The organism is Streptomyces sp. NPDC021012, from assembly GCF_044333355.1.
Lineage (GTDB): Bacteria > Actinomycetota > Actinomycetes > Streptomycetales > Streptomycetaceae > Streptomyces.
Window position 1 is genome coordinate 1,002,927 of the sequence record NZ_JBIRQU010000001.1, and the last position, 14,430, is coordinate 1,017,356.

General features: G+C 71.5%; 10 protein-coding genes. 7 read left to right on the plus strand and 3 right to left on the minus strand.

From position 1 onward, the window contains the following. Positions 1–4: 4 nt before the first annotated feature. A complete protein-coding gene (mqnC, locus tag ACH4TP_RS04705) occupies positions 5–1,258 on the minus strand; it encodes a cyclic dehypoxanthinyl futalosine synthase (RefSeq protein WP_389221159.1) in 1,254 nt (417 codons plus the stop codon). A 244-nt stretch (positions 1,259–1,502) separates the two neighbouring features. Next, positions 1,503–2,372, minus strand: coding sequence for a menaquinone biosynthetic enzyme MqnA/MqnD family protein (locus ACH4TP_RS04710; RefSeq protein WP_398183970.1), 870 nt, complete (start codon positions 2,370–2,372; stop codon positions 1,503–1,505). A gap of 261 nt (positions 2,373–2,633) precedes the next feature. Here ACH4TP_RS04710 and ACH4TP_RS04715 point away from each other — a divergent pair, with 261 nt between their 5' ends. Continuing rightward, on the plus strand, positions 2,634–2,837 hold the full coding sequence (locus ACH4TP_RS04715) for a cold-shock protein (protein ID WP_030208785.1): 204 nt from the start codon (positions 2,634–2,636) through the stop codon (positions 2,835–2,837). A gap of 101 nt (positions 2,838–2,938) precedes the next feature. On the opposite strand, the gene ACH4TP_RS04720 is transcribed toward ACH4TP_RS04715, so the two are convergent. Further along, positions 2,939–3,775 carry a M23 family metallopeptidase gene (locus ACH4TP_RS04720; protein WP_398435648.1) on the minus strand — a complete coding sequence of 279 codons (837 nt, stop codon included), beginning with the start codon at positions 3,773–3,775 and terminating at the stop codon, positions 2,939–2,941. A gap of 132 nt (positions 3,776–3,907) precedes the next feature. Between ACH4TP_RS04720 and ACH4TP_RS04725 the strand changes: the two genes are divergently transcribed. From ACH4TP_RS04725 to ACH4TP_RS04750, 6 genes are all read left to right on the plus strand, one after another. Further along, positions 3,908–4,306 carry a DUF1992 domain-containing protein gene (locus ACH4TP_RS04725; RefSeq protein ID WP_389221168.1) on the plus strand — a complete coding sequence of 133 codons (399 nt, stop codon included), beginning with the start codon at positions 3,908–3,910 and terminating at the stop codon, positions 4,304–4,306. 84 nt (positions 4,307–4,390) lie between these two features. Continuing rightward, positions 4,391–4,900, plus strand: coding sequence for a DUF664 domain-containing protein (locus ACH4TP_RS04730; protein ID WP_398435649.1), 510 nt, complete (start codon positions 4,391–4,393; stop codon positions 4,898–4,900). A gap of 126 nt (positions 4,901–5,026) precedes the next feature. Continuing rightward, positions 5,027–7,312, plus strand: a complete 2,286-nt coding sequence (locus tag ACH4TP_RS04735) for an FG-GAP repeat domain-containing protein (protein ID WP_398435650.1) — start codon at positions 5,027–5,029, stop codon at positions 7,310–7,312. An 11-nt stretch (positions 7,313–7,323) separates the two neighbouring features. Beyond that, the gene (locus ACH4TP_RS04740) at positions 7,324–9,576 is read left to right on the plus strand and encodes an FG-GAP repeat domain-containing protein (protein WP_398435651.1); all 2,253 of its coding nucleotides are present in this window, start codon (positions 7,324–7,326) and stop codon (positions 9,574–9,576) included. A 91-nt stretch (positions 9,577–9,667) separates the two neighbouring features. Next, complete coding sequence (locus tag ACH4TP_RS04745) at positions 9,668–11,977, plus strand: FG-GAP-like repeat-containing protein (protein WP_398435652.1); 2,310 nt, start codon at positions 9,668–9,670, stop codon at positions 11,975–11,977. A 114-nt stretch (positions 11,978–12,091) separates the two neighbouring features. Beyond that, complete coding sequence (locus ACH4TP_RS04750; RefSeq protein ID WP_398435654.1) at positions 12,092–14,398, plus strand: FG-GAP repeat domain-containing protein; 2,307 nt, start codon at positions 12,092–12,094, stop codon at positions 14,396–14,398. Positions 14,399–14,430: the final 32 nt, after the last annotated feature.

The following is a 14,430-nucleotide window of genomic DNA, read 5'->3' on the forward strand; positions in this document are numbered from 1 at the left end:
CGCGTCAGTTCGCGTCGAGGAGCTTCAGCTCGGGGTGCGCCGTGCCGCCCTCCCGTCGCCCACCACCGCCCTTGCCGGAGGCGCTTCGCGCCGCTGTGTTTCCATCGAACGCGACGGACGAGATGTGCGAGGCGACGCGCTCGTCGACCGGGTCGTTCGCCGGGTCGTCGTGGACGACGAGGTGCTCGTACGTGGTGGCGCGCTGCGCCGGGACGCGGCCCGCCTTGCGGATGAGGTCGATGATCTCCAGGCGGTTGGAGCGGTGCTTGGCACCGGCGGAGGAGACGACGTTCTCCTCCAGCATGATCGAGCCGAGGTCGTCGGCGCCGTAGTGCAGGGAGAGCTGGCCGACCTCCTTGCCGGTGGTCAGCCACGAGCCCTGGATGTGGGCGACGTTGTCGAGGAAGATCCGGGCGATGGCGATCATGCGCAGGTACTCGAAGAGCGTGGCCTGCGTGCGGCCCTTGAGGTGGTTGTTCTCGGGCTGGTACGTGTACGGGATGAAGGCCCGGAAGCCGCCCGTCCGGTCCTGCACGTCACGGATCATGCGCAGGTGTTCGATCCGCTCGGCGTTGGTCTCGCCGGTGCCCATGAGCATGGTGGAGGTGGACTCGACGCCCAGCTTGTGGGCGATCTCCATGATCTCCAGCCAGCGCTCGCCGCTCTCCTTGAGCGGGGCGATGGCCTTGCGGGGCCGCTCGGGGAGCAGCTCGGCGCCGGCACCCGCGAAGGAGTCGAGACCGGCGGCGTGGATGCGGGTGATCGCCTCCTCGACGGAGACGCCGGAGATGCGGGCCATGTGCTCGACCTCGGAGGCGCCGAGGGAGTGGATGACCAGCTGCGGGAACTCGGCCTTGATGGCGGCGAAGTGCTTCTCGTAGTACTCGACGCCGTAGTCCGGGTGGTGGCCGCCCTGGAACATGATCTGGGTGCCGCCGAGCTCCACGGTCTCCGCGCAGCGGCGCAGGATGTCGTCGAGGTCGCGGGTCCAGCCCTTCTCGGTGTCCTTCGGGGCGGCGTAGAAGGCACAGAACTTGCACGCCGTCACACAGACGTTCGTGTAGTTGATGTTCCGCTCGATGATGTACGTCGCGATGTGCTCGGTCCCCGCGTACCGGCGGCGGCGCACCGCGTCGGCGGCGGCGCCCAGCGCATGCAGGGGCGCCGAGCGGTAGAGGTCGAGCGCCTCCTCGGGGGTGATCCGGCCACCCGCGGCGGCGCGGTCGAGAACAGACTGGAGTTCGGCCTTCTCGGTCACCGGGTGCGTCCCTTTCGGAGGGGTTCTGATCGACCGAACCAGCGTACGCCAGGGCTCCGCGCCGCTTCCGCAGGGTGTCGGTACGGGCGTCCGGTGAATATCCGGTGAATTGCGGGTGCGGCCGGCGGGGGCCGGGGCGCGGTATTAACGGAGCCGTCGGGAAAGGCGCGTCCGGAGCACCGGGCGGACGCACCGGTATTTCTTTCCCGCGCCTTTCCTCGGCGGCTCCCGCCGACTCCGCCGCTTATCGCGCCGGAGGGGGCAGGAGTTCCACCGCGACGTCCGCCGGGAAGCCGGTCGTGGGGCCGGTGCGGCGGGCGAACTCCCGTACGCCGGCGAGCTGCTCGGGGCCGAAACGGAAGTCGAGCGTGCGGAAGTAGCGCTCCAGGAGTTCGGCGTCGAAGGTCTCCCAGCGGGCGGCCTGCTCGGCGACCTTGGCGACCTCTTCGAGGGAGAGGTCGCGGGAGGCCAGGAACGCCTGGTGCACCTCGTGGACGGTCTCCGGCTCGCGCGCCAGGTAGTCCTTGCGCGCCGCCCAGACGGCGAAGACGAACGGCAGGCCCGTCCACTCCTTCCACATGAGCCCCAGGTCGTGGACCTGGAGCCCGAGCCGGGGCGCGTCGTGCAGGGAGGCCCTCAGCGCGGCGTCGCCGATGAGGACGGCGGCGTCCGCCTCCTGCATCATCAGGCCGAGGTCGGGCGGGCAGGTGTAGTAGTCGGGCTCGACCCCGTACTGCTCGGAGAGCAGCAGCTGGGCGAGGCGCACGGAGGTGCGGGAGGTGGAGCCGAGGGCCACGCGCGCGTGGTGGAGCTCCGCCAGGGGCCGCTGGGAGACGATCACGCAGGACATGACGGGGCCGTCGCAGCCGACGGCGATGTCCGGGAGCGCGACCAGGTCGTCCGCGTTGCGGAGGTATTCGACGAGGGTGATGGGGCCGATGTCGAGATCGCCCCGGACGAGCCGCTCGCTGAGCTTCTCCGGGGTGTCCTTGGTGAGCTCGAGATCGAGGAGCGTCCCGGTCCTGGCGAGGCCCCAGTAGAGGGGGAGGCAGTTCAGGAACTGGATGTGCCCGACGCGGGGCCGGCTGCGCTGGTCGTCGGTTGCTTTGTCCACATCGCGAGGCTAGACCCGTCTCACGGTGTGGGCATCGCCGGGGCGCGCGCGTCAGCACACGGAACGGAATCAAACATGCGGGTGACGTGATCTTTCCCTCTACCGCCCCGAGCGTCCTGCGTGCTAGGCTCGACGCAAGTTGCAGTTTGGTTTCCCTTGCAGTACAGAGCCTGCGGAGCATGTGACCCGCAGGCTTTTGTAGTTTTCAGACTTGTTTGCAGGTTCTGGAGCAGGGCGACCCTTTGGCCCATAGGAGGGCTCATGGCTACCGGAACCGTGAAGTGGTTCAACGCTGAAAAGGGCTTCGGCTTCATCGCCCAGGACGGCGGCGGCCCGGATGTCTTCGTCCACTACTCCGCGATCAACGCGAACGGCTTCCGCTCGCTCGAGGAGAACCAGCTCGTGACCTTCGACGTCACGCAGGGCCCGAAGGGCCCGCAGGCGGAGAACGTCACCCCGGCCTAAGTTGCCCGGGTCGGCTGACACGCTGATCTAGCGCAGTACCCAAGGAGCCCCGCTCCGTGCCTCGCGGCACGAGCGGGGCTCCTGCCCTTTCCGCAGGGCTTTCAGCAGTTGGGGATCACGGTCCCGTTGTTGTCCCGGGCCTCGTCGTTGCCCCAGCGGGACAGGTAGTACGCGGAGACGTACGCCCCGTAGCCGTTCTTCCCGGCGTAGACGGTGTCGAGGTCGGTCCGCAGCCACCAGTGGTTGTAGTTCCCGGAGCCGTCGCGGACCTCGGCGCCCCAGACCTTGCAGTACACGTAGTTCGTGCCCGCGTTCAGGACGCCCTGCGGGTCGTTCGTGTTCGCCTGGGCGTAGCCGGTGGCGTTGGCGAAGGTGTCGACCCAGTACTTTCCGCCTCCCCCGCCCGAGCAGCCGTTGTCGCTGGTCAGGGACTTGGATCCGTAGGAGGAGGGGTAGGGGGCGAGGGAGGCGCCGTTGATCACGATGGTCTGGCCGACGCCGTTGTAGAGCTGCTCGTAGTGGATGTGGGCGCCGGAGCTGTTGCCCGTGCTGCCGGTGGTGCCGATCTGCTGCCCCTGGGAGACCTGGGCGCCGTCGGCGACGGAGTAGGCGCTGAGGTGGAAGTAGTACGTCTTCCAGCCGCCGCCGTGGTCGATCACGATGTAGTTCCCGGCGCCGGTCGGCTGGGAGTAGCGGTACGCGGTGCCGGACGCCGAGGCGAGGACCGGGGTGCCGGCGGTGGTGCCGCCGTCCGAGCGGACGAAGTCGAGCGCCTGGCGGACCTCGGCCGAGTGGTGGCTGTAGGTCCAGGTCTGCCCGCAGGGGAAGGGCGCCTTGAAGAGCGGCGCGGCCTGGGCGGGGCCGGCGGTGACGAGCGCGGTGAGCAGGCCCGCGACGAGCGCGAGGAGGGTGCCGAGAGGGGTGATCCGTGCACGCATGCGTCCTCCGGTGAGGGGGGATGGGACATGGGTCGACGCGCGTTGAACGGACCACAGAGTGCCGGAAGATCGCGGGTCGCAGTAGTCCGCGAGAACCACACCCGCACCGCGGTGGTTACGTAGTCTGGACACATGACCGAACGCAAGCCGCCCGGAGTCAGCTTCGAGTCGTTCGTCGACAAACAGATCCGCGAGGCCGCGGAGCGCGGCGAGTTCCGGAGCCTGCCCGGCTTCGGCAAACCCCTCCCGGACGACACCGCGCCCTACGACGAGCTGTGGTGGATCAAGGGGAAGATGCACCGCGAGGGCGCGTCCGTCCTGCCGCCCTCCCTGGCCCTGCGCAAGGCGGCCGAGGACGCGGAGGCGGCGGTCGCCGCGGCCGTCTCGGAGCGCCAGGTGCGCCGCATCCTCGGGGAGATCAACACCCGGATCGCCGAAGCCCTCGCCCGCCCGCCGGCCGGTCCCCCGCTGAACCTGCGGCCCTTCGACGTGGAGGCCGTGGTGGAGCGGTGGAAGGCGGAGCACCCCTAGCCCGGCGTCCCCGGCCAGACGTCTCCGGCCCGGCGTCCCCGGCCCGACGCACAGGTGTACAGGTCCCGACCCCGAGGAGCCCCCATGAACAGCGCCGCTCTGCTGCTCGACTCGTTCGGCCGGATCCGTGAGGTCGTCCACGACACCGTGGAGGGCCTCACGGAGGAAGAGCTCACCGCCCGTGTCGATCCCGACGCCAACACCGTCGCCTGGCTCGTCTGGCACCTCACCCGCATCCAGGACGACCACCTCGCGGACGCCTTCGACACCGACCAGCTGTGGACCTCGGACGGCTGGGCCGACCGCTTCGCCCTGCCCTTCCCGAAGCACGCCACCGGATACGGGATGACGAGCGCGCAGGTCGGCGCCGTCCGCGCCCCCGCGGAGCTGCTCCTCGGCTACCACGACGCCGTGCACGCCCGTACGGAGGAGCTGGTCCGCACGGTCACCAACGCCGACCTGGACCGCGTCGTCGACACCCGCTGGGACCCGCCGGTCACCCTCGGCGTCCGGCTGGTCTCGGTGATCGCGGACGACCTCCAGCACGCGGGGCAGGCGGCGTACGTCCGGGGCGTGGTGGAGCGGCGCGGATAGGACAACAGCCGTACCCCGGGCGGATTTTCGGCCTCTCGGCGTACAACCTCTTGATCCCCTGGCTTGTCTGACCGAACGTCGCACGCGCGCGCGTGCGACGACGTTCGGTTCTCATCGGGGGAAAACTTGAACACAGCACGTGCCTACCGGCACCGGCTCACCGCCGCCGTGACCGCCGTCCTCGCCGTCACGGCGGGCGCGTCGCTCACCGCCGCCGTCCCGGCGACGGCGGCCCCCGCGGCCGTCCGGGCCCCGGTCCGGGCCGCCGACACCGTGGGCGTCATCGCCGGGGACGCCCACCTCGTCAGCGCGGGCGCCACCGGCTACCTCAGCCGCCGGACCAGCTCCAACTTCGTCACCACGTACTACTGGACGAACTTCGCCGACGGCACGACCAGGGCCCTGGACCCCGCCTACGTGTACGACGGCGGGCGCTCGGACTTCGTCGTGGCGCACAAGCCGACCGAGACCCGCTACCAGCTGCTCGACATGGCCCACCCGGACGCCGCGCCGGTCGGGCTGACGTACGGCGACGGGAACTACTCCCTCGCCGGGGTGGCCGGCGAGACCCTGGTCATGGCGTACTACGACCGCAACCGCGTGAACGCGCTCGACGCGTTCCTCATGACCCGCCCGGACGGCTGGTCGACCTCTCCGGTCACCCGCGACCTGGCGCTGCCGGTCGCGGCGCACAACCTGCGCGTCGCGGCCACCACCCCGGACACGGCGCTGATCCAGTACCAGACGGGCACCTACCCCGAGCCGGCCGAGTACTTCCTCGCCACCGTCGAGCTCGCCACCGGCGCGATCACCCAGACCGTCCCCGTCGGCACCCGGCCGCCCCGGAACGGCATCTACCTGACGGCCACCCAGGTCGCCTGGGTCTCCAAGCCGACCGACACGACCGCCGAGCTCGTGACGGTGCCGCGCGGCGAGGAGGGGCAGCGGAGCACGGTCCCGCTCGGCGCCGCCCTCCCCGGCTCCTCGCTCGACGTCGCCCTCCTGAGCGGCTGGGCCCTGACGAGCGAGGCGGGCGGCGGCACCGCCACGTACGCCTCCTCCCAGTTCCCGCTGGTCGCCCGCTCCCTGAGCAACCCGTCCGTCACGGTCAGGCTCCTCGACCACGTCGACTCCATGACCTCGGCCCCCGACGGTTCGCAGCTCGTGCGCGGCGGCTCGGTGGGGCTCGGCGGCGGCGAGGGCGTCTACCGCATCGCGATGGGCCTGGACGGCCTCCCGGAGGCCACCCTCGTCTCGACGGCCGGCACGAAGACGGAGCTCGCCTTCGCGAGCGCCCCGAACGTCCCGGCCACGGTCGACCTCGACGCGAGCGGCGGCACCGCCTCCTTCTCCTGGGCCCTGAACCGGTCCAACGCCCAGGGCACCGTGACCCTGCGGCACACCGCCACCGGCAAGGTGGCCCAGAAGACCTGGTCCGGCTACGACGGCCAGGTCCGCGAGACGGGCGTCGTCACCTTCGACTGGGGCGGCCTGCTCGCCCCGTCCGTCGGCGGCATGGCCGGCTTCGCGCCGAGCGGCGACTACACCTGGGAGTTCAAGGCCAAGCCGCTCAACGGCATCGGCCCCGACCTGGTGAAGTCGGGCACCTTCAAGGTCGTCCGCAAGACCGGTCTGCACGACTACACGAACAACGGCAGCCCGGACCTGCTCTCGCGCGACTCCTCGGGCCGCCTCTTCCGCGACGACACCGTCAAGGTCCCGTCGTCCTCCGAGGTGTACTCGCCCGGGCGCCTCCAGATCGGCACCGGCTGGCAGATCTACAACCGGCTGGAGGCCGTCGGCGACATCGCGGGCGCCCCCGCCGCCGACCTCGTCGCCCGGGACTCCTCCGGCGTCCTCTGGGAGTACCTCGGCAAGGGCGACGGCACCTTCGCCGCCCGCGTGAGGATCGGCGCCGGCTGGAACGCGTACGACAAGATCACCGGCGGCAGCGACCTGACCGGCGACGGCCGCTCCGACCTCCTCGCCACCGACACCTCCGGCGTCCTGTGGTTCTACAAGGGCACGGGCGACTACCGGGCGCCGTTCGCCGGCCGCATCCGCGTCGGCGGCGGCTGGGGCGTCTACAACCAGATCACCGCCGTCGGGAACGTCGCCGGCACGGCCCACGGGGACCTCGTCGCCCGTGACGCCTCCGGCGTCCTCTGGCTCTACCAGGGCACCGGCAACGGCACCTTCGCCACCCGGGTCCGCGTCGGCGGCGGCTGGGGCTCCTTCACCCATCTCATCGGCGTCGGCGACGCCGACCGCGACGGCCTGAACGACCTCTACGCCGTCGGCGCCTCCGGCTCCCGCCTCTACCCCGGCACCGGCAGCACGACCGCCCCGTTCAAGCCGGGTGTCTTCACCTCGGTGAACTCGGACGCGGCCCGCTACGACTCGACCTTCTAAGGAAAGCGAACGTGAAGCACACCCACATCTCCGGCCGCCGCCTGGCCGCCGCGCTGCTCACCCTGTCCACGGTCACGGCCGTGACGGGCACGCTCGTCACCGTCCCGGCGGTCGCGGCCGTCCCGGCCGCCGTCGCCGGGGTGCAGGCGGTCGCCGAGGCGAACCTGCCGCTGGACGCCGAGGTCGTCAGCACCGGCACCACCGGCTACCTCACCTCCCGCAAGAACGAAGCCGGCACTCCGGTCCTGGAGTGGCATGCGTACGCCGACGGGTCGGTGACACAGGTCGGCGCCGATCTCCAGGGCCACGACAGCCACTCCGACTTCGCCGTGATGAGCAACGGCGGCGCCTCGGTCCAGGTCCGGGACATGAAGGCCGGTACGAACTGGTCCACCACGTTCTTCGACCTCTACTCCCAGCTCAAGCCCGGCTCCCAGCTCGTCGGCGTCGTCGGCGACAACCTCTTCGTCAGCGTCCCGAGCGGCACCCTGAACTACCGCGAGCTGTGGAAGATCGCCATGGTGAACGGCGTCCTCCAGAAGGCGAAGCTGTCGTCCCGCGAACGCAACGTGGACTACAAGGTCGTCGCCTCCAACGGCACCAACCTGACCGTCCTCGGCACCGAGATGGTGCAGGGGACGTCCGGCATGGTGCCCTCGTGGTGGACCGCGACCACGAACGCCATCAGCAACTCGGTCATCGACTGGGGCGGCTCGTCGGGCACCCGCGAGTGGTACCCGACGTCCACCGGCGCCCTCACGGCCACCCACCGGGCCGTCGTCATCAAGTCGCAGTCCGAGGGCACCCCCGAGATCTCCGTGGACGGCGGCGCCCTGCGCATCCCGCTGACCGGCGCGCTCAGCGGCGGCGTCGTCGCCGGCATCGTCGGCGACGTGATCCTGTACGGCGTCCCGGGCACGGCCGGGAGCGACGCGCTGAGCCCGCTGTACGCGCGGAACCTCAAGGACCCCGCCGCCGCCCCGTACAAGTTCCTGGAGACCTTCTCCAGCGTGGCCCACTCCCAGGACGGCTCCCTGATCGTGCGGGGGGCCACGACGGCCTCCGACGGCGTGTTCCGGATCTCGGGCGGCGTCGGCGGCGCCCGCCCGGACGCCGAGCTCAAGGCGGACACGGGCCGGTCCCTCGGCCTCCAGGTCGTCGAGTCGAAGGTCCCCGCCACCGCGGACCTGGAGAAGCCGGGCTCGACGGTCCCGATGCAGTGGTCCCTGTCCCGTGACAGCGCCTACGTGCAGCTGACCCTCACGCACACGGCCACCGGCAAGAAGTTCACGTACAAGCCGTCGCAGCCGCTCACCAGCAGCGTCTTCGGCTACACGTGGAACGGCGTCCTGGAGGGCATCAGCGCCCCGAACGGCGCCTACACCTGGCAGCTCACCGCCACCCCGGCCGACGGCGTCGGCGCCCCGGCGACCGCCTCGGGCTCCTTCCAGGTCAAGCGCCTGGCCAACCCGCACGACTACAACGACAACGGCTCCACCGACGTCCTCGCGCGGAACGCCGCGGGCGAGCTGTGGCGGGACGACTTCTTCGACGCGCCGGTCGGCGGCCAGTCCAAGGTCGCGAAGCGGACGAGGATCGGCACCGGCTGGGGCATCTACAAGCAGGTCGAGTCCGTCGGCAACGTCGGCGGCGGCGCCACCGGCGACCTGATAGCGGTCGACGGCTCCGGCGTGCAGTGGCTGTACCTCGGCAAGGGCGACGGCACCTTCGCGCCCCGCGTGAAGGTCGGCACCGGCTGGCAGATCTACAACAAGATCACCGGCGGCTCGGACCTCGACGGCGACGGCAAGGCCGACCTGGTCGCCACCGACAGCGCCGGCTACCTGTGGTTCTACAAGGGCACCGGCAGCTACACGAAGCCGTTCGGGCCCCGGCTCCGGGTCAGCTCGGGCTGGAACTCGTACAACCAGATCACCATGGTCGGCAACATCGCGAACTCGCCGGTCACCGACCTCGGCGCCGGCGACATGGTCGCCCGCGACACCGCCGGCGTCCTGTGGCTCTTCCGGGGCACGGGCGGCGCCGGCTTCGAGAGCCGCATCAGGATCGGTGCGGGCTGGGGCGCGTTCTCCCAGCTCGTCGGCGGCGGCGACGTCACCGCCGACGGCCGTCCCGACCTGATCGCGTACGGGGCGGGCGGCACGTACATCTACGCCTCGACGGGCTCCTCCACCTCCCCGTTCGTCCGCCAGACGACGAACCTGTACGCGGGCGAGGGCACCAAGTTCAACGCGGTCTTCTAACCGCCCGTACAACCATTCGACGCCCTGGGGAGTCCTGCGGGCGTGGCGATCAACCGCCACGCCCGCATCCCTGGGGGAGAGACACACCTTGATGCACACGCGCACCGCCCGCGTGCGGCTCGGCACCGCCGTGGCCGCCGTGCTCGCCGTCACCGCGGGCGGCCTGGCCGCCGCCGTTCCCGCCACGGCGGCCCCCGCCCCGGCCGCCGTCGCCGCCGGGACCGCCGCGTCGACGGTCCTGCCCTACCCGACCGACCGGCCCGAGATCGCCGGGGCCGGCACCACCGGGTACCTCACCTGGACCCTCGGCAAGAACGGCGAGCAGCACGCCGTCTGGACCCGGTACGCCGACGGTTCGACGGCCGAACCGTGGTCCCTGGCCCAGGACTACATCAGCCTGTCCCGCGCCTCCGACGTCCTCGTGCGCTCCCAGCCCGACGGCTGGGTCACGCTCCGGGACATGACGACCGGCCAGGACGGCCAGGACGTCCTGTCCTTCTCGTCGAGGGCCGTGGGACTCGACGCCCAGTACATCGGAGCCGTCGGCCGGACCGCGCTCGTCAGGGCGACCAACGCCCAGGGCGGACGCGACGTCCACCTGCTCGCCAAGGGCGACGACGGCCGCATCGCCGACCGGCTCGTGACCAAGCTGCCGGGCGACGCCAAGGACCCGCAGGTCCGGGCCGCCACCGCCGACACCGCCCTCCTCACGTACACCACCGCCACGGGCCTCCGCTGGGCCACCGTGGACCTCGCCACCGCCGCCGTCACGCAGAGCGCGGCCATCGCGGGCGGCACGCAGCAGCAGCCCGCGGTCGCGCTCACGGGCAAGCACGTCGCCTGGCTGGAGCGCGGCACCTCCGGCGGGTCGACCGTGATCGTCACCGAGCGGGCCCCCGCCACCGGCATCCAGCGGGTCCCCGTGCCCGGCGCGACCACCCACATCGGCCTGGTCGGCAGCTGGCTGACGTACGCGCAGGCCGACGGGTACGAGGAGCGGAACCCGTCCCCGGCGTACGCCGTCACCGCGCGCTACCTGGGGAACGGCACGACCCGGAAGCTCATGGACGACATGGCCGGCTCGGCCGTGGCCCCCGACGGGACGCTGTACGTGCAGGGCGGCACCGTCGCGGGCGGCGAGGGCCTGTACCGGATCGCCCCCGGCGCGGACGGCGTCCCGGCCGCCGCCCAGGTCGCCTCCTCCGGCCTCTCCACCAAGGTCACGCTGCTCTCGCACAACATCCCGGCGGTCCTGGACCTGGACAAGACCCCCCTCCCCTTCAGGATCGTCTGGCAGCTCAGCCGGTCCGAGGTGGAGATGACGGTCAGGATCCGCAACACCCGGACGGGCGAGACCCTGACCGACGGGGTCTACCCGCTCAACGTCTACGAGTACGACCCGCACCGGGCGCCGTACGCCTGGAACGGCCAGCTCGCCTGGAACAACACCCCGGACCTGTGGACCGGCGCGCAGAGCGGGCCGTACACCTGGGAGATCACCGCCAAGCCGATGAACGGCATCGGGCCGGAGCTGAAGACCTCCGGCTCGTTCACCGTCACCCGGAAGCCCGGCGCGCACGACTACGACGCCGACGGCTCGCCGGACGTGCTCACGCGGGACACCTCGGGCCGCCTGTGGATCCACGACACCTTCCCCGCCCCCGGCCTCGACCCGCTGACGGAGAAGCCCTACTCCGACCAGGTCGACCAGAACCCCGGGCTGCTCGTGGGCGCGGGCTGGGGGATCTACGACCGGATCGAGGCGGCCGGGAACATCGCCGGCTCGGCCGTGAGCGACGTCGTCGCCCGGGACAGGTCCGGCGTCCTCTGGCTCTACCAGGGCACCGGCCTCGCCAAGACCCCGCTGGCCACCCGGGTCCGGATCGGCTCCGGCTGGAACGCGTACACCCAGCTCACCGGCGGCAGCGACCTGACCGGCGACGGCCGCCCCGACCTGGTCGCCACCGACAAGGCGGGCGACCTGTGGCTCTACAAGGCCACGGGCTCGACCACCGCCCCGTACGCGGCCCGCAAGAAGATCGGCTACGGCTGGGGCGTCTACAACCAGCTGACCGCCACCGGCAACATCGCCGGCGGCCCCGCCGGAGACCTCGTCGCCCGCGACAAGGCCGGCGTCCTCTGGCTCTACCTCGGCAACGGCGACGGCACCTTCGCCGCCCGCACGAAGATCGGCGCGGGCTGGGGCGCGTACGACCAGCTGCTCGGCATCGGCGACGCGAACCGCGACGGCCGCCCCGACCTGTACGCCAGGGTGAGCAACCGCACCGAGGCCGTGCTCTACAAGGGCACGGGCTCCTGGAAGGCGCCGTTCCTCCCGGGGAAGACGGTCACCTGGAACTCCCTCTCCTCCGACGAGCTCAGGTACGACCTCCTCTCCTGAGGATCCTGGGAACCGGCTCCAAGATCCCGTACAACCATCGGCCCCGATCTTGAGTCGAACCGGGTGTGGCGCCGCAACCGCGCCGCACCCGGTCTCTGGGGGGAGAACCCAAACGTGAAGCACCGTCCTTCGGCCCGTCGCCTCGCCGCCGCCGTCACCGCCGTCCTCGCGGTCACCGCCGGCACACTGGCCGCAGGCCCCGCCGCCCTCGCCGCCGCCCCGGCCGCCGCGCACACCGCGGCCGCCGTGTCGGACACGGCGGCGGCCCCGGTCCCGTACCCGGGCGACGCGAAGATCGCGGGCGCCGGTACCACCGGCTTCCTGACCCGCTCCAACGACAGCGCGCAGGAGCTGCGCTGGACGCGGTACGCGGACGGCACCTCGACCGAGGTGACCTACGCCCAGGGCGGCGGCATCGACGTCACCGGCACCGACGTGCTCGTCATCGGGGACTCGCGCTTCCCGAACCAGTTCCGCACGTTCACGCTCCGGGACATGGGCCACCCGGACGCCGGGTCCGTCCACTTCGACCTCGGCTCCGTCTTCCCGCAGACCACCGCCACGTACGTGAAGGCCGTCAGCCCGAACTCCGCCCTCGTCCGGGTCACCAAGGCCGACGGCCTGAGCGAGCTGCACCTCGTCGTCTCCGAGGCCGGACGCGTCTCGGAGCGCCCGATCACCGGGCTCTCCGCCGACGCGCGCGACTTCTTCACCTCGGCGCCCGTCATCGACGGCAAGGTCCTCGTCGGCTACGACCTGGGCGTCACCCCGGTCCCCGAGGAGAACCTGCCCACCGGCGGCCGGGCCGTCATCGACCTGCTGTCGGGCAAGGTCGAGAAGACGTACACCTCCGCCACCTCCGGCTACCTCAGCAACCCGCTCCTCTTCTCCGCGACCCAGGTCGGCTGGGAGGAGGGCACCTCCACCGGCGGCGAGCGCGCCGTCGTCACCGTCGACCGCACGACCGGCGCCAAGAAGACCCTCCCGCTCGGCCACCCCGAGGAGACCCTCACCGGCCTGGTCGGCGACTGGCTGGTCTACGGGCAGCCGACCGCGCTCACCGACGGCTGGAAGGCGCCCCTGGGCCCGCTGCGGGCGGTGTCCCGCACGACCGTCGGCGAGCCGGTCGAACTCCTCGCGTACGCCACCTCCGTGAAGCCCGCCGCCGACGGCACCCTGCTCGCGCGCGGCGGCACCCTCGACAAGGGCGAGGGCCTCTACCGCATCGCCCCCGGCGCCGACGGCACCCCCACGGCCGAGCTGGTCGCCACGACCGGCAAGCCGACCGCGCTCACCTACCTCGGCGACGAGGTGCCGGACGTCATCGACTTCAAGGGCGGGGTCGCCGGTCTGAAGTGGCGTATGAGTCGGGTCAACGCCGACGTCTTCATGAAGCTGACGAACCAGAAGACCGGCCAGACCTTCACCCGCATGCTGAAGCTGAGCCGCGAGTCCGGGTACGTCTACGACGACACCAGCTTCTGGTACGTCTGGGACGGCGTCCTGGAGGACTTCGACGGCACGCGGCCGGGTACGCCCGCCCCCAACGGCGACTACACCTGGTCGATCCGCGCCACCCCGCAGAACGGCATCGGGCCGGTCGTCGAGCAGACGGGCGCCTTCAAGATCGCCCGCTCCCCCAAGCTCCACGACTACAGCGACAACGGCACCCCGGACCTCCTCGCGCGGAACGCGGCGGGCGAGCTGTTCCGCGCCGACACCCTGGAGGGCCGCGCCTCGGGCACGCCCGTCAAGGTCGGCACCGGCTGGAAGTACCCGCAGATCGAGTCCGTCGGAAACGTGGGCGGCACGAGCGCCCCGGACGTGCTCGGCGTCGACGCGGCCGGCGTGCTGTGGGTGCACCCGGGCACGGGCAACGCGCAGAAGCCGTTCGGCACCCGGGTCAAGATCGGCGGCGGCTGGCAGGTGTACGACAAGCTGGCGGGCGGCTCCGACCTCACCGGCGACGGCCGCGCGGACCTGGTCGCCACCGACAAGTCCGGCGTGCTGTGGCTGTACAAGGGCACGGGCTACCTGACGGCCCCGTACGCCTCGCGCCAGAAGATCGGCACCAACTGGGGCATCTACAACCAGCTCACCGCCACAGGCAACCTCGCGGGCAACAAGGCCGGAGACCTCGTCGCCCGCGACAAGGACGGCGTCCTCTGGCTGTACCTCGGCAAGGGCGACGGCACCTTCGCCACCCGCGTGAAGATCGGCGCCGGCTGGAACCAGTACAGCCAGCTCGTCGGCGTCGGGGACGTGACCGGCGACGGCCTCAACGACCTGTACGCGTACGGACCGAACAACACCTCGTACGTCTACGAAGGCAGGAACGACAGCTGGCGTGCGCCCTTCTGGCTGCGCAAGGCCACCGGCATCCTCCTGAACGGCGGCACGACCTACAACCACGTCTCCTGACCCCACCCCACCCACCGGAAGCAGAGCCCCTG